The sequence below is a fragment of the Streptomyces sp. rh34 genome (assembly GCF_002551245.1).
Taxonomy (GTDB): Bacteria; Actinomycetota; Actinomycetes; order Streptomycetales; family Streptomycetaceae; genus Streptomyces.
The window spans coordinates 1-20,494 of record NZ_NTGZ01000133.1 but is presented as its reverse complement, the minus strand read 5'-3'; the positions used below and the strand labels follow the sequence as shown (position 1 = coordinate 20,494).

Genomic DNA, 20,494 nt, shown 5'->3' with positions numbered 1-20,494 from the left:
GTGTCCGGCGGTCATGGACCGGGTCCAGGCGGGCAGGGCCCGCTCGCGCGTGGCCGGCGGCCGACCGGCGCCGGACAGGGCGAGGGGCCCCGGTCCGAGCGCGGGCTGTTCACCGGTCCGCCCGAGGACGATGCGGCGGCGCAGGTCGCCCGCGTCGGCGGGCCGCTCCTCGGGGGCCTTGGCGAGCAGGTCGAGGACGACGCGGTCGAAGAAGCCGGGCAGGTCGGCGCGGTGGGTGCGCAGCGGTTCCGGCGGGGTGTCACGGTGTCCGACGAGTACGGCCCAGGCGTCGTCCTGGTCGAAGGGCGGCACCCCGGTGGCGATTTCGTACAGGACGCAGCCCAGCGAGTAGAGGTCGCTGCGGTGGTCGACCTCCTTGCCGCTGATCTGCTCGGGCGACATGTAGTGCGGGGTGCCCATGGCGAGGCCGGTGGTGGTGAGGCGGGAGGTCATGCCGATGTCGTGGCCGAGGCGCGCTATGCCGAAGTCGCAGATCTTCACCGTGCCGTCGGTCAGCCGCATGATGTTGGCGGGCTTGAGGTCGCGGTGGACGATGCCCTGCCGGTGGGTGTAGCCGAGGGCGTCGGCGACCTGCTCCGCGATGTCGACGACGTGGTCGACGGGCAGCGGGTGCTGCTGGTTCTCCTCCAGCAGCTGGCTCAGGTTGTGCCCGTCGAGCAGCTCCATGACGAGGTAGAGCACGCCCTCGTGCTCGCCGAAGTCGTGCACGACGGTGACGCCCCGGTGCTGGAGGGAGGCCGCCACCCGGGCCTCGCGCCGGAAGCGTTCGCGCAGGACGCGGGTGAACGCCTGGTCGTGCTGGGGGCCCATGGGTTTGAGGCATTTGACGGCGACCTGACGGCCCAGCGACTCGTCGCGGGCGCGCCACACCTCGCCCATGCCGCCGCGCCCGATCAGTTCGAGCAGTCGGTACCGGCTCTGGATCAGCCTGGTGTCCGCCATCTGCCGCTTCCCGCCCCCGTTGTTCCCCGCTGGTTGGTCCTGTCGTCGAACTGCCGCCGTCGCCCGGCAGACGGCAGTTCGACGGCAAGACCTAGCGCTGTGCCCTCCCCGGCCCGTCCAGTATGGCGGCCGGTCCGCGGAGTTTGTACGCGGCGGGGCGGCTGTCGGCCCCCAGCCGGGCCATCGCCCCGAGAATGTGGCCGGGCGGCAGCTGCCAGCGCAGCCGGTCCGGGATCGCGCGCAGAACGGCGCCGGTGGCGCGCAGCCGCCGGTCGACGGTGGCCGTCGGCGGGGCCGGCCTGCCGTACAGCTCGTGGGCGTACGGGGGCAGGGACTGGTAGGCGAGCGCCGCCACCCGCCGCCACACCAGGGTGCGCGCCGGAACGAGCCAGGGGCGCACGGGCGGGCGGCGGAGGAAGGCGTCGATGTCGGCGGCCTCGGCCCCGGCGGCGAGCTCGGGGCGTACGCGGTCGAAGTAGGCGGCGAGTTCGGCGGTGGTGGCGGGCACCCCGGCCGGGTCGAGGCCGACGAGGCGGGCGCCGGTGCGGTGTTCGTCGACGTACCGGTCGGCCTGGGCGTCGGTGAGGGAGAAGCCGGAGCGGCGCTGGACCTGGAGGTAGGAGTCGACCTCGGCGCAGTGCACCCAGAGCAGCAGTTCCGGTTCGTCGACGCCGTATGTCTCCCCGGTGGCCGGGTCGGTGGCCTCGATGACGCGGTGGATCCGGCGGACCCGGGCGCCCGCCTGTTCGGCGGCTTCGGTGGTGCCGTAGGTGATGGTGCCGACGAAGGACGCCGTACGCATGAGCCGGCCCCAGGCGTCCCGGCGGAAATCGGAGTTCTGGGTGACTCCCCGCACGGCGCGCGGGTGGAGTGCCTGGAGGTAGAGGGCACGGATTCCCGCGATCCACATCATCGGGTCGCCGTGCATCTGCCAGGTGACCGACCGGGGCCCGAAGAGCCCGGGGTCGGGTCGTCCGGGAGGGGCGTCGTTCATCCGCGGGTACCTCCGGCTCGGCGGTGCACGGGGGGTGCCGGTACGCGTACGGATCGGGACCAGGACCCGGACCGATGGTACGCCGGGAAGGGGTGTTCCCGGCAGGGTGGGTCCGCCCCGATCGGGGCCGGCTCACGGTGGCCGAGCAGCTCATGGACCGTATGGCGCCATACTCGGCACGCCCCTGGAATACCCCCTGGGGGTATGTTGTTATGGTGGGTGTCCCCAGGACGGAAAGCACCCGAAGGCACATCACACAGATGGAGTCACGATGAACAGCAATTCCGGCCACGACATGACCGGCCACGGCGGCGCCCGACCCGGCGGGCTGTCGGTCTCCGAGGGCGGGTACACCCTCGAACTCGACTCGACGATCTTTCCGGCCGGGGCACGGACGGTCACCTTCAGGGTGACCGGTCCCGACGGGCGGCCGGTGACCGAGTTCACGCCCGAGCACGAGAAGAAACTGCACTTCATCGCCGTCCGGCGCGACACGACCGGGTTCCAGCACGTGCACCCGGTGATGGACGGGAAGGGCACCTGGAGCGTCGACCTGACGCTGGAACCGGGAGACTGGAGGTTCTTCGCCGACATCCACCCGGCCGGCCACGGCGGGACCATGACGCTGGGCATCGACGCCTCGGTCGCCGGGCCGTACGACCCGCGGCCGATTTCCCAGGGCTCGCGCAGCGCTCACGTCGGCGAGTACGCCGTCACCCTCGACGGGGAACTCCTGCCCGGCACGGCGAGCGACCTGACGCTCACCGTCAGCCGGAACGGCCGGCCGGTCACCGATCTGCAGCCCTACCTGGGCGCGTACGGGCACCTGGTGGCGCTACGGGTCGGCGACCTGGGCTACCTCCACGTCCACCCGGAGGGCGAACCCGGTGACGGCGTCACCGAGCCGGGGCCCCGTATCACTTTCATGGCCGCAGCTCCTTCGGGCGGCGTCTACCGCCTCTACCTGGACTTCCAGCACGACGGTGTCGTCCGGACGGCCGAGTTCACGGTGCGGACCGCCGCGACCGCTCCCGGCCCGGACGCGGCACCCCGGGCGGCCGCGTCCGAGCACGCGGGCCACCACGGCGGCCACGCGCACCACTGAGCGCACACCGCACACCTCATACCGCTGACCACTGACGACCGCAGGCACGTCATCGGCCGGCCACCGTCCCGCACGGCCCGGCCGAGGGGCGCCCGATCCGTCGAGCGCCCCGCCACCCTCCAGCACAGCCTCCCGTCGGAAGGACCACCATGCCGCGCCTGTCCCGACTCACCCCCGACACGGCGGTCGGCGCGTCGCGCGACCTCCTGGCCGAGCTCGTCTCCCGGCACGGCGAGGTCGGGGACATGGTCTCCACGATGGCCCACTCGCCCGCCGTTCTGGGCGGCTATCTGCAACTCAGCCGGGCCATGGGGCGAGCCGAGCTCGACCGCGGGATCAGCGAACGGATCTCGATCGCCGTCCAGACCCGGCAGGGCTGCCGGCTCTGTCTCGACGCGCATGTCGGCGCCGCCCGCAGGACGGGAGTGGACGAGGGGGAGATCGAGCGTGCCCGCGCGGGCACCTCGGACGACCCCGGGATCGCGGCGATCATCGCCCTCGCCCTCCAGGTCCACCGCGAGCCGACGTCGATCACCGACGCGCAGGTCATCGCGTTGCGCGAGCACGGATACAGCGACCGTGCGATGGCCGACGTCGTCGGCGTCGTCGCACTCAACGTCCTCACCGGTGCCTTCAACCTGCTCGCCGGCCTCACCCCGGAGAGCGGCGCCGATGCGTAGAGACATCCCCGCCTCCCTCCGCGGGGCGCGGCCTCCGGCGCGAGGCCGCGCCCCGCCGCACGGACCCGGAAGGAACACGCCATGCGCCTGTTCGCCAACCGCGACTACCGCCGTCTGTTCAGCGCCCAGATCATCGCCCTCTTCGGCACCGGACTGGCCACCGTGGCACTCGGGCTGCTCGCCTACGACCTCGCCGGTCCGGGCGCCGGCGCGGTCCTCGGCACCGCCCTGACCGTCAAGATGGTCATGTACGTGGCCATAGCGCCGATCGCCGCCGCGTACGTCGACCGCTTCCCCAGAAGAACCCTCCTGACCCTCCTCGACGCGGTGCGCGCCGTGGTGGTCCTGGCCCTGCCGTTCGTCACGGAGGTCTGGCACATCTACCTGCTGGTCGGTCTGCTCCAGGCCGCGTCCGCGGCGTTCACCCCGACGTTCCAGGCCGTCATCCCCGACATCGTCACCGAGGAGTCCGACTACGTACGTGCCCTGTCCGCCTCGCAGGTCGCCTCGACCATGGAAAGCCTCCTCTCCCCCGTACTGGCAGCGGTCGCCCTGGCGTTCCTGAGCTTCGACCGGCTGTTCCTGGGCACCTCCGCCGGCTTCCTCCTCTCCGCCCTGCTCGTGCTGTCGACGCGCATCCCCGAAGCCCGCCCCAGCGCCCACACCCGGGCGTGGGACAAGGCGACGGCAGGGATCAGGACCTTCCTCCGGACACCGCGACTGCGCGGCATCATGGCGCTCAATCTCGCGGTCGCGGCGGCGGGGTCGATCGTCGTCGTCAGCACCGTCAACTACGTCCGCGACGAGCTCGGGGGCTCGCAGTCGGCCGTCGCGTGGATGCTCGCCGCCTCCGGCAGCGGGACCCTTCTGGCCGCCCTCGCGCTGCCCCGGGTACTCGACCGGGTCACCGCCCGGACGGTCATGGTGACCGGAGCCGGAGTCCTCGTCGGCGGCACGGCCGCCGCGGTGACACTCGTCGCGGCCGGCCTGACCACCTGGACCGGTACGGCGATCGTCTGGGCCCTGATCGGCATCGGCATGGCGCTGGTCATCACCCCGACCGGCAAGGTCCTGCGCGCCTCGGTCGAACCGAACGCGGTCCCCGGGGTCTTCGCGGCCCAGTTCTCCCTGTCGCACCTCGCCTGGCTGATCACCTACCCCATCGCCGGATGGCTCGGCAGCGACGCCGGCTTCGCCGCCGCCTGGTCCACCCTCGCGGCGCTCGCCGGGGCGGGCGCGATCGGCGCTCTCCTCCTGTGGCCGCGCCACGACGGGCGAGGAGCCGCGACCGGGCCCGTGGCACCCATCGGGGCCGGGCGCTCCGCCGCGGACCGGTCAACCCTGTCCAAGGCCGCGTAGGGCGCGCTGACGACCGACGCGGCCCGGCAGCCCCGTGCAGAAGTCCCCGACCGGCCCGACCGCAGCCCCGATCACAGCTCGCCATACCCCTAGGGGGTATATTGCTCACTCGTAGCGAGATACCCCCCTCCCGTATAGGAGACAGTTATGTCAACTCCATCCGCCCCTCCCGGTCCAGCCCGCTGGACAGCGCTCGTCCTCATAGCCCTGGCCCAGTTCACGGTCATCATGGACACGTCCATCATTGGCGTGGCACTCCCCAAGATGCAGGTGGACCTGGGCTTCTCCCCCGAGGGCCTGTCCTGGGTGTTCAACGCCTACGTCGTCGCTTTCGGCGGGCTCCTCCTGCTCGGCGGACGGCTCTCCGACCTGTTCGGCGCCAAGCGGATCTTCGTCGCCGGCTGGACGGTGATGGCCACGGGATCCCTGGTCGCCGGCCTCGCCTCCGAGGTCTGGGTCGAACTGACCGGGCGCGCCCTGCAGGGCGTCGGCGCCGCGCTGATCGCCCCGGCCGCTCTGACGCTGCTGATGATGCTCTTCGGCTCCCGCCCCAAGGAGCTGACCAAGGCGCTGGCCCTGTACGGCGCGGCGGCTCCGGCGGGCGGCACCGCCGGCGTCTTCCTCGGCGGCGTGATCACCGAGTACGCCAGCTGGCCCTGGGTGTTCTACATCAACATCCCGATCGCCCTGGTCGTGCTGGCCGTCACCCCTGCGGTCATGCCCTCCTCCCCCGTCCGCCGCGGATCCGTCGACTTCGCCGGAGCCGCCACCGTCACCGTGGGACTGGCCACCGCCGTCTACGCCATCGTCCGCGCCCCCGAAACCGGCTGGGGCTCGGCCGAGACCTGGCTCGTCCTGCTGGCCGGCCTGGCGCTGATCGCCGCGTTCGTCGCCATCCAGTCGAAGCGCCGCGAGCCGCTGATGCGGCTGGGTATCTGGCGGGCCCCCAACCTGGCCGGAGCGAACATCGCACAGCTGCTGATGGCCGCCGCGTGGATCCCCATGTGGTTCTTCCTCAACCTGTACCTCCAGCAGGTCCTGGGGCTGGGCGCGTTCGCCTCGGGCGCGGCCCTGCTGCCCATGACGGTCGCCATCATGATCATGATGATCGTCCTGGCGCCCCGTCTGATGGCCCGCTTCGGGAGCAAGCCGCTGATCGTCACCGGCCTGCTGGCCCTCGCGGCAGGCATGCTGTGGCTGTCGTTCGCCCGGGCGGACGGCACCTTCTGGATCGACGTCCTGCCCGCCTCCCTGCTGGCCGCGGCCGGCATGTCGCTGGCGTTCATTCCCTCCCTCGGCACCGCACTGTCCAGTGCGCGCCCCGAGGAGGGCGGCCTCGCCTCCGGCATCGTCAACACCAGCTACCAGGTCGGCTCCGCTCTCGGACTGGCCGCGATGACGGCCGTTTCCGCGGCGTACGGCGCCCGCGAACTCGGCAACCCCGAAGCGCTCACCAACGGGTTCTCCGCCGCCTTCATCGGCGCGGCGGCCCTCGCCGCCGTCGGCGCGGTCGCGTCACTGCTCACCCTGCGCGGGGCCCCCTCGCAGGATGCCGCCCCCAACGAGAAGCAGCCCGCCTAGGCGGGTGCTGTCCGACACACGCAGGGGCCGGCCCGGGCGGGCCGGCCCCTGCGGGGTGGTCGGGCTCGGGACGGTCGGGCTCAGGCGCGCAGGAACGTCTCGACGCTGGCCGCCAGGGCCAGAGGAGTCTCGTACATGGGGTAGTGGCCGCTGTTGGCGATCTCCTCCAGTTCGGCGTTCGGATAGTGGCTGAGCCACGTGGCGCGCATGGCGTCGGCCGTCAGGGCGAGATCGTGCTCGCCGACGATGACCTTGACCGGGACGGGGTTGCCGGCGATCCGTTCCGTGAGGTCCGCCGTGACCCAGTCCCGCACGTAACCGCCGAACGCCTCGCGGGTCGACCACTCCAGCGAGCGGTCGACCATCAGGTCGAGCCATACCCGGGGCGCGCGTCGTCCGGTGACCAGGTCCACGATGGACCGTCGCTTGTCGCGGTCCTGCGCGGCACCGTAGAACAGCGCCTCTCCGTCGCGGTCCAGCGGATAGACACCGGCGGGAACGGGGGCCAGGCCGACCAGCTTGCGAACCCTCCGCGGAGCCTGGGCGAGCACCTGCTGGGCCGCCTTGCCGCCCATGGAATGGCCGATGAGGGAGAAGGTCTCCCAGCCGAGTTCGCCGGCCAGAGCGAGGGCGTCGTCGGCGATCTCGGCGAGCGTGTACGCCCCGGGGACGGTTGCGCGATCGCCGTAGCCCCGGTAGTCGAGGAAGGCGTAACTGAAGGCGTCGCCGTCCAGGCAGTCCAGGAAGGGGCCCCAGCCGGAGCTGGTCCCGAACCAGTCGTGGAGCACCAGCACTCGGTGGTCGCCGGAACCGATCAGACGGTGCGGCATGCTCATATCGGGTCCTCCCGGGTCGCGGACGATCGGGCGCGCGGGGCGACGCGCGCTCCGGATCCCTTCCCCCCGCCGGGATCGCGAACCGGTTCGACGGGGAACGCCACCGACTGCGCGGTGGAGTCCGGCCGCGCGCTCGCCGACGGCCGGTTCCCGCGGGGTCGGCTCAGTGGCCGGCGGCCAGTTCTCCGGTGAGCCGTTCGTGGAGGTGCGCGCTCGGGTCGTTGAGGCCGGTGATCTCCACGGTTTTGCCGCGCTGGGCGTACTTGGTCTCGATGGCGTCGAGGGCGGCGACGGAGGACGCGTCCCAGATGTGGGCCGAACTCAGGTCGATGATGACGCGGTCGGGGTCGTTCGCGTAGTCGAACCGGCCGACGAGGTCGTTGGAGGAGGCGAAGAAGAGCTCGCCGGTGACCCGGTAGACGACCGTGGTGCGGTCGGGGTCGGTGACGGCCGTGACTTCGGCGAGGTGGGCGACGCGCCGGGCGAAGATGACCATGGCCGTGACGGAGCCGACGACCACGCCTACGGCGAGGTTGTGCGTGATCACGACGCAGGCGACGGTGATCACCATGACGGCGATCTCGCCGACGGGCATCCGCTCCAGGGTCTTGGGCGCGATGGAGTGCCAGTCGAAGGTCGCGAAGGAGACCATGACCATGACGGCCACCAGCGCGGCCATGGGGATGTCGGAGACGACCGGGCCGAAGACGATGCACAGCACCATCAGGAACGCGCCCGCCAGGAACGTGGAGAGGCGGGTGCGGGCGCCCGACACCTTTACGTTGATCATGGTCTGGCCGATCATCGCGCAGCCGCCCATGCCGCCGAAGAAGCCGGTGACGATATTGGCGATGCCCTGCCCGAGGGATTCACGGGTCTTGTTCGAGTGGGTGTCGGTGATGTCGTCGACCAGCTTCGCGGTCATCAGCGATTCCATCAGGCCGACCAGTGCCATCGCGAACGCGTAGGGGGCGATCGTCGTCAGCGTGTCGAGGGTGAACGGCACGTCGGGCAGGCCCGGCACCGGCAGCGAGGACGGCAGGGCGCCCCGGTCACCGACGGTCGGCACCGCGATGGCGGCGCCGACGGTGATCACGGTGAGGATGACGATGGAGACGAGCGGGGCCGGGACCACCGTGGTGATCTTCGGGAAGAACACCATGAGCGCCAGACCGCCGATGATCAGGGGGTACACGGGCCAGGGCACGTCGGTCATCTCGGGAATCTGGGCCATGAAGATCAGGATGGCCAGGGAGTTGACGAAGCCGACCATCACCGACCTCGGAATGAACCGCATCAGTTTCGCCACACCCAGCGCCCCCAGGACGATCTGGAAGACGCCCGCGAGGATGACGGCCGCGATGAGGTAGCCGAGGCCGTGGTCACGGTTCAGCGGCGCGATCACCAGGGCGACGGCGCCGGTGGCCGCGGAGATCATGGCCCGGCGCCCGCCGACGACGGAGATCACCACGGCCATGGTGAAGGAGGCGAACAGACCGACCGCGGGATCGACTCCGGCGATGATCGAGAACGAGATCGCTTCGGGGATCAGCGCGAGCGCGACGACCAGTCCCGCCAGCACCTCGGTACGCCAGACCTTCGGATCGGACAGCCAGTCGGGCTTCAGGCCGCGCAGGCGGGCGGCCGGGGACACAGCGGAGTAGGCGGAAGACAAGGAGAAGGACCTGTCCTGCTCGGGCGCGCTCGGTCAACGAGCGAGTGCGCGGAGGTGTGACGGGGCGCCGGGCGGCCCCCGCGGACGGCTCCGTGAGCGCGGAGCCGGAAGACCGGTGTGGGGACGGACACGGAACCGCGCTTCGGCGCGGCCGGAGTCACGTCCGGGGGTAAGGCGTCACGGCGGGCAGAGGGCGGCGCCGGGCATCATGGGCTCGCGCACGCTCTTCTCCTGCGACAATCGGAACTTCGCCGGAGGCTTCATCGGCCCCGACACGGCAACACGGGCAGCGGAACACGGCCTCGCCTCCGGCAACTCTACCCTAACGTTAGGGTAGAGATCGACGGAGGGGCATCCGCCCCGGGGACGGCACCGGCGGGGATTCCGGGAACGTTCCGGGAACGAGAGAGGCCAGAGGCACGGGCGTGGACGGCAAGCACATGCAGATCGGCGAGGTCGCCGCACGGACCGAGCTCTCCCTGCGCACCATCCGCCATTACGAGGAGACCGGCCTGGTCGCCCCCTCCGCCCGGTCCCAGGGCGGCTTCCGCCTCTACACCGAGACCGACGTCGCCCGCCTCATGGTCATCCGGAGGATGAAGCCGCTCGGCTTCACCCTGGACCAGATGCGCGAGCTGCTCGATGCCACGGACCGGCTCGACGGGAACGACCAGCTCGACGCCGGCAAGCGCGAGGAACTGCTGGCCCGGGTGCGCGCCTATCAGCAGGCCGCCGCCGAGCAGGTCGAAAAGCTCCGGGTCCAGCTCGCTCGGGCCGAGGACTTCGAAGCCACCCTCCGCGCCCGCACGGACGGCGACGCCCTATAGAAGAGGACGGACCGTTGTCATACCCCCGGTTCTGAGCAGACCATCAAGTTCCGCGGAGAGGGCAGGTACCGGTTGATGCACACCACAGAGCTGACAGAAGCCCGCATCGAGGATACGAGCAACATCTTGGTCGCCCCTTCGATGTCGCAGGGCGCTGACGCGATCAAGGACTTCTTCGGCTCCGTCATCACCCCCGAGGATCTCGCTTCGGGTTCGTCCGACCTCACGCAGAGGACCGTCTACCTGTGCGGTGACATATCCGCGATCAGCAGCCGCCGACTGCACTCCGCGGCAAGGGTGTTCGTTGTCCGGGAGCTGTCACACGGCTACCACGAGGAGATCGACGAGCGCTGGGCCCTCATCGGCCTCGGCCGCGTCCCCATCCGCGTACACGGTGTCGGCGTGTATTACCGCCGCTTCTTCGAACGCGACGCCGACCACTTCGCCCGCATCCGTGCGGAGCACACGTTCCAGTCCCTGACGGAGTCCACCAAGCCCGGCACAGCGCATCGCAGCGGAATCTATCTGACGCCCGTCACACGAAACGGTGACGAACTGCGTTTCCGCCTGCTCCGGTGCTCCACGAACCTCTCGGGGCCGACCGAGAACTTCCGCCCGACCGACACGCGCGTCGTCGAGGCCCTGAACCGCGAGGCAGCCACCGTCTTCCGAGGCCAGGCGCCGCTGAATCACGTCCTGGCCCAGATCTACCACAACACCCTTGCCACGGCCGAGCGCAAGCAGTCCAAGGCCAAGATCTCGGCCCATGCCGACAAGACCAAGGACATGCCCGTCAACGGCGTCATGGCCTTCTGTACTTTCTATGACCGGCTCGACCATCTGCGCCCCCTGACCGATGACGCCTTCGACCACGGCGTGAAAGGCACCAGCGGGCTGACCGGACTGCGCTTCCGTCTCAAGGATCCGACCGGAGAGCTCGACGGGGTCGCCCTCCCTTCCCAGTTCGGCGTGACCCTTTATCCCGGCTCCGTGTTCTTCATGCCGCTGTCCACCAACCGCCTCTACACGCACGAAATCCGGCCCTCGATGCTGGACGCCGCGATGCTCCCGACCCGCCTGGGGTATGTGGTGCGCTGTTCGAGCACCGAAGCCGTGCACAAGAACGGCCACACGTTCCTCGACGCGGCCGGAGACCTGGTGAAGCTGGAACCCCCCACAGCGGCCGGCATGGACGATCTGCGCAAGCTGTACGCCGAGGAGAACAGAACGTCGTCCTTCATCGACTACGGCGACGACTTTCGCTTCAGCATGAACACGGGAGACTATCTTGCCCCCCGAATCTAGGCTCTCGGACGAGATCCTCACGTTCGCTCTGCCGACCGAGGCGAATCTGTTCGCGGAGCTGTCCACGTCGACGCGTCTGGAGGAGGTGGGAAAGGGTCGGCGAGGCGCCGTGCTCACCAAGCCGGACGAGGCGGGTGGTGTGCCGCTCGTACGCACGACCACGCGGTACACCAGCCCGACGCAACGCTTCCGGGCCGTGCACGAACGGCTGGCGCGACACATCCAAGAGCGTGCGGCGCTTTCGGTCGGCTTCAACAACGCTCTCATCGAGAGCTACACGAACGCCTACACGAAAATGGGCAGCCATTCCGACCAGGCTCTCGATCTGGCCGACGCGTCGTTCATCGCTGTCTTCTCCTGCTATCAGCACCCCGGAGCGGCCCCGCCGAGGAAGCTGATCTTCGCATCGAAGGACTCCGGTGACGAGAAGTTCGAGATCCCTCTGACCCACAACAGTGTCGTCGCGTTCTCCGTCGACGCGAACAGACGGCTCAGGCACAAGATCGTGCTGGAGAACGCGTCCCGGACGGCTGACAACCCCTGGCTGGGCGTGACGTTTCGAACGTCGAAGACCCTCGTCCGGTACCGCGACGGGCAGGCTCACCTCCCGCAGGGTGCGCGCCTCATGCCGGCCGACGACGAGCAGAGGAGCGAGTTCTACCGGCTGCGACGCCGTGAGAACAAGGAAGCGGACTTCAGCTACCCCCTCCTGACGTACACCGTCAGCGAGAACGATCTGATGCCACCCGTCTGATGCCTCGGTCCTGAACCGCGCGGGTAGTCAGTTGATCGCCGGGCCGGAGCCGTTGAGCCACGCCCACCGGGCCCAGTCGGAGAAGCCGGTCTGCCAGGTGTGGTAGACGCCCGCATGACTGGTCCCGAAGACCTCGATGCGGCCGTCGGCGTTGGTGGCGGCGGTGATGTCCGTGCCACCGGTGCCGAGGGCGGCCCAGTCACTGAAGGGGGCGTTGATCCCGGTCTGCCAGGCGTGGACGGCGATCTCATCGCTGATCGCGAAGACCTCCACCCGGCCGTCGGCGGTGCGTTCGCTGGTGAGCTTCGAGTCGGCCGGGCCGCCGGTTCCCACCCAGCCCGACCAGGTGGCCGGACTTTCCTGGTATCGGTGGAAAATTCCCTCCGGTCCGGAGGCGAACACCTCAAGACGCCCGTCGGCATTGTGGTCCACCGTCAGATCATGACCCCCCTCTCCGAAATGTTCCCATGCGGACCAGCCGCCGTTGGGGGCGAGCTGGTATTGGTGCTCGAGAACCGTGCCGTTGAGGGCGAATACCTCAAGGCGCCCGTCGGGGGACTTCTCCATTTCCAGACGGGCGTCGACGGGGCCACCACCGGTGAATTCCCAGTTCGACCAGCGGCCGTTCGGCGCGGACTGGTACCGGTGGTACACGCCCTTCGGTCCGGAAGCGAAGACCTCGATGCGGCCGTCGGCATTCGTTCCGGCGGCGATATACCGGCCACCGGTGCCGAATCCCTGCCAGCCGGACCAGTCCCTGGACGGACTCGTCTGATAGAGGTGCTGGGCCATGTCGCCGTTGATCGCCAGCAGCTCCAGCCGACCGTCGGCGTTGGGCACGATCGCCATCTGCGCGTTCCGCGGACCGCCGAGCGGCCGCCAGGCCGACCAGCCTCCGTTCACCTCGGTCTGCCACGCGTGGTACACCCCGTCAGCTCCGGCCGCGAAGGTCTCCAGCCGGCCGTCCGCCGACCGTGCCGACACCACACGGCCCGTCTCAGCCGGGCTGACGGCTCGGCGAGAGGGAGCCTCGGCAACTCTCTTGTAGCGGTACGGACGTGCGGTGAACAGGCCCCCGCTCGTGGTGTAGTTGATCGGTCGCTCATATCTGACGGACCCCACCCCGCCCCTCTCCTCCATGGTGAAGAAGCGCGTGTGCTCGTGATTCGCCCAGCCGGCGAACAGCACGACATGCCCCGCGTCGCCGCCGGTTCCCGGCCCGAGCGTGCCGACGGCGTCACCGGGCTTCAGGTCCTCCCAGGCGATGAGGTCCAGGAATTCGGGCAGGGTCACCGTGCTGGGGGACCAGGACAAGTGCAGTGCCATGGAGACGAAACCCGAGCAGTCGGTGCGGTAGTGCCTGCCTTCCAGGTCCGGGTGGGAGTCGTCCTGGTTGTAGTAGACGCTCAGATCCACCCAGTGCTGGGCACGGAGAAGGATCTCGTCGCGGGTGATCGGGCCGCCCACGTCCGACTGGACGCGCTGGGCGGAGCGAGGACCGATGCCGCTTCCGGCGGCACCGGCCCCGGATCCCGTCACGAGGACGTTCGCGCCCGCGAGGGACATCGCGGCCGACATTCCACCGACGGCTCTGAGTAGCTTTCTGCGGGAGGGACGGTGTGCGCTCACGACGGGCTCCTGGTCGGTAGCGGTACGAGGCACCTACGGGAAGAGGGGATCGTGATCACGCTGGGTCGCGCCCCTGTCGCGACGGGTCACGGCGCGGTCGCGCTGAAACGTAGCCGAGAGGGAGACGGCCCGGGGATCCGGAGAGTTACGGATGGACGCCCGCGGCCCCTCCGGCTAAAGCTCGCGACGCTCAGCCCGTCAGCCCGTCAGCCCGTCAGCCCGTCAGCCCGTCACACCTTCACGCCCGCCGGTCTAGAGGACACGAGCCGGTCTTGTCAGCCCGTAAGGTTCCGGATACTCCTCCCGGACGGGGGCCGCTAGCTTCCAAACCGCCGGTGCCGCTGGGACGGCAGCCGGGCCCCCAGCCAGCTCGCCCACAGGAGGCCACCTTGACCGCGCAGAATCCCACCCGCAGAAGCATCCTCAAGTCCGCCGGCGGGCTCACCGCCGCGGCGGCCCTGGGAGCCGGCGGCGTTCTCGCCTCGGCGTCGCCCGCCTCGGCGGTCGGCGACGGCTTCGGCCTGCGCATCACGGAACGCGGCGAGCAGGATCACCGGATGTGGTACTACCGGTTCCAGACCTCCGCCATCGGCGGCTGGACCCCGGCCGTCAACGTTCTGCTGCCCGACGGCTACCACACCAGCGGCCGCCGCTACCCCGTTCTCTACCTGCTCCACGGTGGCCTGGAGGACTTCATCACCTTCGACGCCCATCACAACATCCGGGGCCTGACCGCCTGGAAGAACCTCATCGTCGTGATGCCCGACGGCGGGCGCGCCGGTTGGTACTCCAACCCGGTGAGCACCAACGTGGGCGCCCGGAACTGGGAGCACTTCCACATAGCTCAGCTGATCCCGTGGATCGACGCCAACTTCCGCACCTACGCGGAGTACGACGGCCGTGCCGTCTCCGGGTTCTCCATGGGGGGCTTCGGCGCCCTGAAGTACGCGGCCAAGTACTACGGACACTTCGCCTCGGTCAGCGCCCACTCCGGCCCGGCCAACCTGCGCGGGGGCAATGGCGATCTGGTGACCCACTGGGCCAACGCCTCCTCCGCCGCCGTGGAACTGGGCGGCGGAAGCATCTATGGCGTGCCCTTCTGGGACCAGGCCCGGGTCAGCGCGGACAACCCGTGCGAGCGCGTGGAGAGCTACCGCAACAAGCGGGTCTTCCTGGTCGCCGGCACCAGCCCCCAGGACATCCAGGGGTACGCCAACGAGACCATGGTGCTCGCCACCCAGCGGGAGTTCAAGTGGCACCTCGACCGGGCGGGCATCCCCTACGAGCCGCATGAGGTGGACGGCGGCCACTGGGTCCGCCCGCATCTGCTGGAGCGCGACATCAACGGCGTCATCGACCGCCTGCGCAAGGCGTGACGGGGAGTCCCGCGTGATGTCCGTCCTTCCCCGAGGCCTGTCCGGGCGACTGCCCGGGCGGGTGCTCGGGCTTCTTCTCGCGCTGTCCGTGATCCTGGCGCCGGGGCTCGCCGTCGCCTCACCGGCCGGGGCCGCTTCCTCCCCGGTCCCGGCCCGGGCCTCCGGCTACGCCGCCGCCTGCCCGGCCGCCGGCTACATCTCGCAGCACTACAGCTGGGAGCACAACGGCATCGACGTCGCCAACGACTACGGCACCCCGATCCACGCCGTCGGTGACGGCGAGGTGACCATCTCGGGATTCGAACCCGGCTACGGGCAGTGGATCCGCGTTCTGCACCCCGACGGCACGATCACCGAGTACGGCCACATGTACCAGCGGGACGTCCAGGTGGGCGACCGCGTGAGCGCCGGGCAGCGGATCGCGCTGATGGGCAGCGAGGGCCAGTCCAGCGGGCCTCATCTCCACCTTCGGGTCTGGGGGAACGCGGGCGCGTCCGTGCGTGTCGACCCGATTCCCTATCTGGCGGAACGTGGCATCGTCATGCCCTGTATACCCGGCAGCCGGCCTGGTCCCGCCCCCCTGGTGTATCCGGCGGAGACGGGTCGTGTGGTGTCGGCGCGGTCGGCGGACGGGCGTCTCGAGGTGTTCGCGGCCGGGGCCGACGGTGTGCACCATGCCTGGCAGGAGAACGTCAACGGCGCTTGGTCGGCGTGGGAGTTCACCGCCGGGCCCGAGGGAGCGGAACTGGCGATCGGGCCGAACGCCGACGGCCGGCTCGAGGTGTTCGCGATCAACGGCCGGATCCTCCAGCACCGCTACCAGAACCAGCCCTCCGGTGGCTGGTCGGGCTGGGAGAACTTCGGTGAAGGTGGCCGTGACATCGCCGTGGGCTCCCAGGGCGACGGGCGACTGGAGGTCTTCGCCTCCGGCCCCGAGGACGTGTTCCACCGGTTCCAGACGGCCCCCGACAGCGGCTGGTCGGGCTGGGAGGGGACCGGCGGCGGCCCGGGGCAGAGCCGTATCGAGCTGGCCAAGGCGCCGGACGGCCGGCTTGAGGTGTTCGCCCTCAACGGTGAGGTCTTCCAGCACCTGTACCAGACATCCGTGAACGGTGGCTGGTCCTCCTGGGAGGACTTCGGAATCGGTGGTCATGACCTGACCGTCGACCACAACCTGGACGGCCGGCTCGAAGTGTTCGCCTCCGGGCCCGTCGGCGTCTTCCACCGGTACCAGACCAGCCCCACCAGCTGGTCCGGCTGGCAGGAGACCGGTGGCCTCGCGAACGCGCAGCTGACGAGTCAGCGCACCGCGGACGGGCGGGTCGAGGTGTTCGCTCTCGACGGCGGCGAGGCCCAGCACATGTGGCAGACCGGTGTGAACGCCTCCTACGGCCCGTGGGAGTGCTTCGGCACCGGTGGCACGGAGATCACCGCCGTGGCCAACGCCGACGGCCGGATCGAGGTCTTCGGGACCAATCCCACCGGGGTCTACCACCGCTGGCAGACCGGCTTCTCCACCTGGTCCCCGTGGGGCTGGCTCAAGGACACCGCGGGACCCGCGATCGGCTGACGCCCAACGTTCCTCCGGAACCTTCTCGCCTCCGCGCACGCTCTCGCGTCGGCCCGCCGACGGCGCGAGGAGCGGACCGTCAAAGGGCGTCAGCCGAGTCGAGCAGGATGCCCTCGTAGGCGAGCCACTGGGCGAAGGCGTGCAGCCCCCGGCCCATCGCCGTCTCGGGCGTCCAGCCGGGAACCCGAGGGGCGGCGACCGGGATGCGCCACCGCGATGCGCCGTCCGGCACCTCCTGTACCGGTACGGGGCGCACGGAGTCGTGCACGGCCCCGGCCAACTCCAGGGCCGTGCAGGGCTTCTCGGGCGTGACCACCAGGTTCCGCCGGGCCGGTCGGGTGCGCAGGACGGCCTCGATCGCGTCGGCGAGGTCGTGGACGTAGACGGGGTGGACTTCGGCGTCGGGGTCGCCCTCGACCGTGACGGGGCGGCTGCGCAGCGCGTCCCACACCATGCGGCCGATCGGGGTGCGGTGCGAGCAGCCCGGGCCGTAGACCTCGCCGACGTCCAAGGTGTACGGGGTGGGGTCGTTCCGCGGACGGACGGTCACCCGCGCTTCGGCGGAGTGGAGTCGCGTCAGGTCGATCACGGCGTCGGACCGCACGCCTCGGTCGGCCAGCCTGCGTACGAGGTGTTCACCGAGCGGGGTCGCCGCCCCGCGCCAGACCGGGCCGCCCTGCCGTCGAGCACGTGGGCGGTGCTCGGAAGCGGCCTCGCGCCCGGCCAGGAGCGCCCGTCGCGCCACCTCGGCCAGCGGTGCGCGGCGCTCCGCGATGTGCTCCTCCGTGCTGGTGTTGCTGATGCCGCCGGGGCCGATCGTCGCGACCGCTTCCGCGTACGCCGCCGATGTCGCGGGCGGCTCGGGCAGTCCGGCGCGGGCCGCCTCGAACCCCATGGTGAGGGCCGTGAGCCAGGTGCCCCGGACGTCCGGCTCGATCAGGTGGTGGCCCGGCGGGCGCAGGAGAGCGGCCGGTAGTCCCACCCCTTGGAGGTACTGCTCCGCGTCCAGGTGCAGCCAGCGTTCGGGACCCGGGCCCGGGACCCGGACCGCGCAGCGTGCGGCACCGTACTTGAAGAACGGGAGCACCGTCAGGCCGTCGAGGGCCCGCCCTTCCTCTCCTGCGCGGTCGCCCGGCAGGAAGCAGACCGAGCGGCGCGGGCCGCGGAAGGCGTTGCCGGAGATCGAGCCGCGGTCCTCGTGCTCCGTGAGGTTGGGTACGGCGACGTAGCGTGGTACTCCCTCGGCCCGCAGGTAGCGGTGCATCAGGATGTCGTCGGGCCAGCCGCCGAGTCGTTCTCTGCCGTACGTGACGAAGCCTTCGGCGACCGGGCGCGGCAGTACGATGGCCACGCACGGGAAGTACTCGTTGACGGCGCCGACCCAGCGGGCGCCCGCCAGCGTGCCGAACCGCACGGCCGCCCCGTTGCGGGAGTCCCAGAGCGCGAACAGGGCGAGCGCCGCGTCGGGACGCTCCTCGATCGCGCCCCGGACCCGCTCGAAGAAGGATTCGGACAACCTCATGTCGTCCTGTACCACCAGTTGATGCGTGGCCCCGTCCTCGATCGCCGACCACGCGGTGAGCGCGGTGCGCAGGACGGAGGGGGTGCCGGTGGGGTCGGGGTCCATGACGACCCTCAGTAATCCGGCAGGTGCGCTCAGGGCCAGCTCCTCGGCTGCCGCACGGCGCCTGGGATGTGTCATGACCACCGCGCTGAGTCGTTGACGTGCCATACGTCCTCCCTCGATCCGGATCCGCCGGCCCCCGTAGGGCGTCCGTCCGGAACCCTTGCCCGGCAACCGGATCCGGACAGTACGGAGGGTGTCGGCAGCCCGCAAGAGTGCCGAAATGGCCCTCTGGCAGACGGGTGACGTGCCCGTGGATGCTTGCCTGGCCTCCTGGGACCCCCGACCGGTCGGCACGCCTCTCCCCCGATGCCCGAAAGGGGCTTTCATGCCCGCGTCACCCCGCTCGACCGCCACCACCACCGAGGCCACGGAGGAGACCGTCCGGTCCCGGCTCGGCAAACTCCGCGATGCCCGCGTCGTCGTGACCGGTGGGGCGGCCTCGTCGGCAGCAGGCTGACGGCGCTGCTGCACGGAGCGGGCGCGGTCGTCACCGTCCTGGACCGTATGGACGCCTACCCCGAGTCCGGGCACGAGACCTTCGGGGTGGCGCGCAGTGGAGCCCGGCTCGTCGTCGGCGACGTGCGCGACGCCGACACCATGGGCCGGCTGCTGCGGGAGGCCGACTTCGTGGTCCACGCGGCCGCCTACGCGGACGTGGCGGCCTGCACCCGCCGCCCCGACATCGCCTTCCGGGCCAATGTGGAGGGGACGCAGGTCGTCCTGGAGCAGGTGGCCAGGCACCCGGTCCGCCGACTGGTGATGGTCTCCTCGGCCTCCGTGTACGGGGACGGTGTGCCCTCCGTCGAGGGGCCGCAGGTGTTTCACGAGGATCAGCCGCTCCACCCGGTGTCGGTGTACGCCAACGCGAAGCTCTGGGCCGAGCACCAGACGCGGCTGATGCTCGGCGGCTCCAGCGGCACTGAGTACGCGGTGGTGCGCTACTTCTCCGTGTACGGCGAGCCCCAGATCCCCAAGCCGGGCAGCCATTCCTGGATGGTGCCCTGGCTCTCTCTCCAGGCGCGCCTCGGCCGGCCCATGCGGCTCAACGGAGGGGGGAACCAGGTCCGCGACCTCATCCACGTCGACGACGTCGCCGAGGCCACCGCGCTCGCCCTGATCGAGGAACAGATGGCCGGGCAGACCGTCAACGTGGGCACGGGCAGGCCCACATCGGTACGCGAGGTCGCCGACCTGATCGCCCCGTACTTCCCCGGCGCACGGCAGATCACCACCCCGCGCCCGGAGGGTGACCCCTTGGGCGGCTACGCGTCGACCGAGCTGTCCCGCGAACTGCTGCGCTGGCAGGCGGGCATCGAGGTCCGGGAGGGCGTGGACCGGTATGTGCGGTGGCTGCTCGCCACGCCGGAGGCCATGCCCGGCTGGCTCGCCGACCCGGCCGGTGAGGAGTGACACGCTGCGCACCGAGGGGCCCGCGACGCGCGGGACGCGCGGGACGCGCGGGACGCGCGGGACGCGCGGGACGCGCGGGACGCGCGGGACGACGAAGAGGACGCGTACGAGAATGAGTTACATCGGTTCCTACATCTGGTCGTTGCGTCAGAAGGTCGGCTCAAGAACCCTGCTGGTGCCCGGTGCTCAGGTGCTGCTGCTCGACGCCGAAGGCCGGGGGCTGTTCCAGCAGCGGGCGGACAACGGGCTCTGGGAGCTCCCGGCCGGCGCGTGCGAGGAGGGCGGCGACTTCGCCGACGCGGCCGTGCGAGAGGTCGCCGAGGAGACCGGTCTGCGGGTGGACAGGGAGGACCTGGTGGCGTTCGGGTCGCTCTCCGATCCACGCGTGCACACCCTGACCTACCCGAACGGCGACGTGACCCACTGCTTCGCCCTCTGCTTCGTCACCCGACGCTGGTCGGGAGCGCTGGCGCCCGGGGCCGACGAGGTGCGGCAGGCCCGGTTCCAGCCGCTCGACGCCCCGCTCCAGCCACTGCACCCGCCGACGGCGGTGGTGCTGTCCATGTACGAGAGTTTCCGCGCGGAGGGGAGGTTCCAGGCCCGATGAACGCCATTCACGCGATACGAGCGACGGTGCCGTGCCGGGCCTGCCTGTCCGGCGAGGACCTGGACTGGCTCGGCGGAGGCCGCTCGGTCAGCCTCGCGCTCGACCTGATGACGACCGTGGAGGCGGGTCCCGGTCCCGCGCCGGAGGACGAGGCGGCGGACGGCTGGCCGCGGGAGGTGTGGGCGTTCCTTCGTGA

18 protein-coding genes and 1 pseudogene are annotated in these 20,494 nt (G+C 70.6%); 13 read left to right on the top strand and 6 right to left on the bottom strand.

The features are described from left to right. A partial coding sequence (locus tag CR470_RS22910) for a serine/threonine-protein kinase (protein ID WP_257138881.1) occupies positions 1-963 on the bottom strand: 963 nt, incomplete at its 3' end. Positions 964-1,054: 91 nt separating this feature from the next. Beyond that, positions 1,055-1,957, bottom strand: coding sequence for an oxygenase MpaB family protein (locus tag CR470_RS22905; RefSeq protein WP_097869430.1), 903 nt, complete (start codon positions 1,955-1,957; stop codon positions 1,055-1,057). A 271-nt stretch (positions 1,958-2,228) separates the two neighbouring features. On the opposite strand from CR470_RS22905, the gene CR470_RS22900 reads away from it, so the two are divergent. The 4 genes from CR470_RS22900 (at position 2,229) to CR470_RS22885 (ending at position 6,682) form a co-directional block, all read left to right on the top strand. After that, a complete protein-coding gene (locus tag CR470_RS22900) occupies positions 2,229-3,062 on the top strand; it encodes a hypothetical protein (protein WP_097869429.1) in 834 nt (277 codons plus the stop codon). Between the two features lie 149 nt (positions 3,063-3,211). After that, on the top strand, positions 3,212-3,742 hold the full coding sequence (locus CR470_RS22895) for a carboxymuconolactone decarboxylase family protein (RefSeq protein ID WP_097869428.1): 531 nt from the start codon (positions 3,212-3,214) through the stop codon (positions 3,740-3,742). 81 nt (positions 3,743-3,823) lie between these two features. Continuing rightward, positions 3,824-5,101 (top strand): MFS transporter, encoded by a 1,278-nt coding sequence (locus tag CR470_RS22890; RefSeq protein WP_097869427.1) that lies wholly within the window; start codon positions 3,824-3,826, stop codon positions 5,099-5,101. A gap of 147 nt (positions 5,102-5,248) precedes the next feature. Next, the gene (locus CR470_RS22885; RefSeq protein WP_097869426.1) at positions 5,249-6,682 is read left to right on the top strand and encodes an MFS transporter; all 1,434 of its coding nucleotides are present in this window, start codon (positions 5,249-5,251) and stop codon (positions 6,680-6,682) included. An 80-nt stretch (positions 6,683-6,762) separates the two neighbouring features. Here the strand turns inward: CR470_RS22885 and CR470_RS22880 are convergent, their stop codons facing one another. Beyond that, positions 6,763-7,518 (bottom strand): alpha/beta fold hydrolase, encoded by a 756-nt coding sequence (locus CR470_RS22880; RefSeq protein WP_097869425.1) that lies wholly within the window; start codon positions 7,516-7,518, stop codon positions 6,763-6,765. A gap of 163 nt (positions 7,519-7,681) precedes the next feature. After that, complete coding sequence (locus CR470_RS22875; protein WP_097869424.1) at positions 7,682-9,172, bottom strand: SulP family inorganic anion transporter; 1,491 nt, start codon at positions 9,170-9,172, stop codon at positions 7,682-7,684. Positions 9,173-9,618: 446 nt separating this feature from the next. Between CR470_RS22875 and CR470_RS22870 the strand changes: the two genes are divergently transcribed. From CR470_RS22870 to CR470_RS22860, 3 genes are all read left to right on the top strand, one after another. Continuing rightward, positions 9,619-10,020 (top strand): MerR family transcriptional regulator, encoded by a 402-nt coding sequence (locus CR470_RS22870; RefSeq protein WP_179892349.1) that lies wholly within the window; start codon positions 9,619-9,621, stop codon positions 10,018-10,020. Between the two features lie 75 nt (positions 10,021-10,095). Next, positions 10,096-11,325 carry a hypothetical protein gene (locus CR470_RS22865; protein ID WP_097869423.1) on the top strand — a complete coding sequence of 410 codons (1,230 nt, stop codon included), beginning with the start codon at positions 10,096-10,098 and terminating at the stop codon, positions 11,323-11,325. Beyond that, positions 11,309-12,079, top strand: coding sequence for a hypothetical protein (locus tag CR470_RS22860; protein ID WP_097869422.1), 771 nt, complete (start codon positions 11,309-11,311; stop codon positions 12,077-12,079). Before CR470_RS22865 ends, CR470_RS22860 begins: the two co-directional genes overlap by 17 nt. A gap of 27 nt (positions 12,080-12,106) precedes the next feature. On the opposite strand, the gene CR470_RS22855 is transcribed toward CR470_RS22860, so the two are convergent. Further along, on the bottom strand, positions 12,107-13,708 hold the full coding sequence (locus CR470_RS22855) for a hypothetical protein (RefSeq protein ID WP_257138880.1): 1,602 nt from the start codon (positions 13,706-13,708) through the stop codon (positions 12,107-12,109). 389 nt (positions 13,709-14,097) lie between these two features. On the opposite strand from CR470_RS22855, the gene CR470_RS22850 reads away from it, so the two are divergent. After that, positions 14,098-15,084: an alpha/beta hydrolase gene (locus CR470_RS22850; RefSeq protein ID WP_097869421.1), complete on the top strand. Its 987-nt coding sequence runs from the start codon at positions 14,098-14,100 to the stop codon at positions 15,082-15,084. A 16-nt stretch (positions 15,085-15,100) separates the two neighbouring features. Next, positions 15,101-16,654, top strand: a complete 1,554-nt coding sequence (locus CR470_RS22845) for a peptidoglycan DD-metalloendopeptidase family protein (protein ID WP_097869420.1) — start codon at positions 15,101-15,103, stop codon at positions 16,652-16,654. A 79-nt stretch (positions 16,655-16,733) separates the two neighbouring features. Here the strand turns inward: CR470_RS22845 and CR470_RS22840 are convergent, their stop codons facing one another. Further along, positions 16,734-18,281, bottom strand: coding sequence for an NAD(P)-dependent oxidoreductase (locus CR470_RS22840; protein ID WP_097869419.1), 1,548 nt, complete (start codon positions 18,279-18,281; stop codon positions 16,734-16,736). Positions 18,282-18,606: 325 nt separating this feature from the next. Between CR470_RS22840 and CR470_RS40695 the strand changes: the two genes are divergently transcribed. From CR470_RS40695 to CR470_RS22825, 4 genes and pseudogenes are all read left to right on the top strand, one after another. Then, entirely contained in the window at positions 18,607-18,738 is a 132-nt protein-coding gene (locus CR470_RS40695; protein WP_257138883.1) for a hypothetical protein, read from the top strand. Further along, positions 18,735-19,691: an NAD-dependent epimerase/dehydratase family protein gene (locus tag CR470_RS22835; RefSeq protein WP_257138882.1), complete on the top strand. Its 957-nt coding sequence runs from the start codon at positions 18,735-18,737 to the stop codon at positions 19,689-19,691. Before CR470_RS40695 ends, CR470_RS22835 begins: the two co-directional genes overlap by 4 nt. A gap of 112 nt (positions 19,692-19,803) precedes the next feature. Then, positions 19,804-20,298 carry an NUDIX domain-containing protein gene (locus CR470_RS22830; RefSeq protein ID WP_097869418.1) on the top strand — a complete coding sequence of 165 codons (495 nt, stop codon included), beginning with the start codon at positions 19,804-19,806 and terminating at the stop codon, positions 20,296-20,298. Then, positions 20,295-20,494 (top strand): annotated as a pseudogene (locus CR470_RS22825) (galactokinase); the annotation flags it as partial. The gene CR470_RS22830 and the pseudogene CR470_RS22825, both read left to right, overlap by 4 nt.

Bases quoted from the DNA above. Each gene is read 5' to 3' on its own strand.
- CR470_RS22840 (WP_097869419.1), bottom strand. From the start codon at position 18,281: ATGGACCCCGACCCCACCGGCACCCCCTCCGTCCTGCGCACCGCGCTC.
- CR470_RS22830 (WP_097869418.1), top strand. From the start codon at position 19,804: ATGAGTTACATCGGTTCCTACATCTGGTCGTTGCGTCAGAAGGTCGGC.
- CR470_RS40695 (WP_257138883.1), top strand. From the start codon at position 18,607: ATGCCCGCGTCACCCCGCTCGACCGCCACCACCACCGAGGCCACGGAG.
- CR470_RS22905 (WP_097869430.1), bottom strand. From the start codon at position 1,957: ATGAACGACGCCCCTCCCGGACGACCCGACCCCGGGCTCTTCGGGCCC.
- CR470_RS22865 (WP_097869423.1), top strand. From the start codon at position 10,096: ATGCACACCACAGAGCTGACAGAAGCCCGCATCGAGGATACGAGCAAC.
- CR470_RS22890 (WP_097869427.1), top strand. From the start codon at position 3,824: ATGCGCCTGTTCGCCAACCGCGACTACCGCCGTCTGTTCAGCGCCCAG.
- CR470_RS22885 (WP_097869426.1), top strand. From the start codon at position 5,249: ATGTCAACTCCATCCGCCCCTCCCGGTCCAGCCCGCTGGACAGCGCTC.
- CR470_RS22845 (WP_097869420.1), top strand. From the start codon at position 15,101: ATGTCCGTCCTTCCCCGAGGCCTGTCCGGGCGACTGCCCGGGCGGGTG.
- CR470_RS22880 (WP_097869425.1), bottom strand. From the start codon at position 7,518: ATGAGCATGCCGCACCGTCTGATCGGTTCCGGCGACCACCGAGTGCTG.
- CR470_RS22895 (WP_097869428.1), top strand. From the start codon at position 3,212: ATGCCGCGCCTGTCCCGACTCACCCCCGACACGGCGGTCGGCGCGTCG.
- CR470_RS22900 (WP_097869429.1), top strand. From the start codon at position 2,229: ATGAACAGCAATTCCGGCCACGACATGACCGGCCACGGCGGCGCCCGA.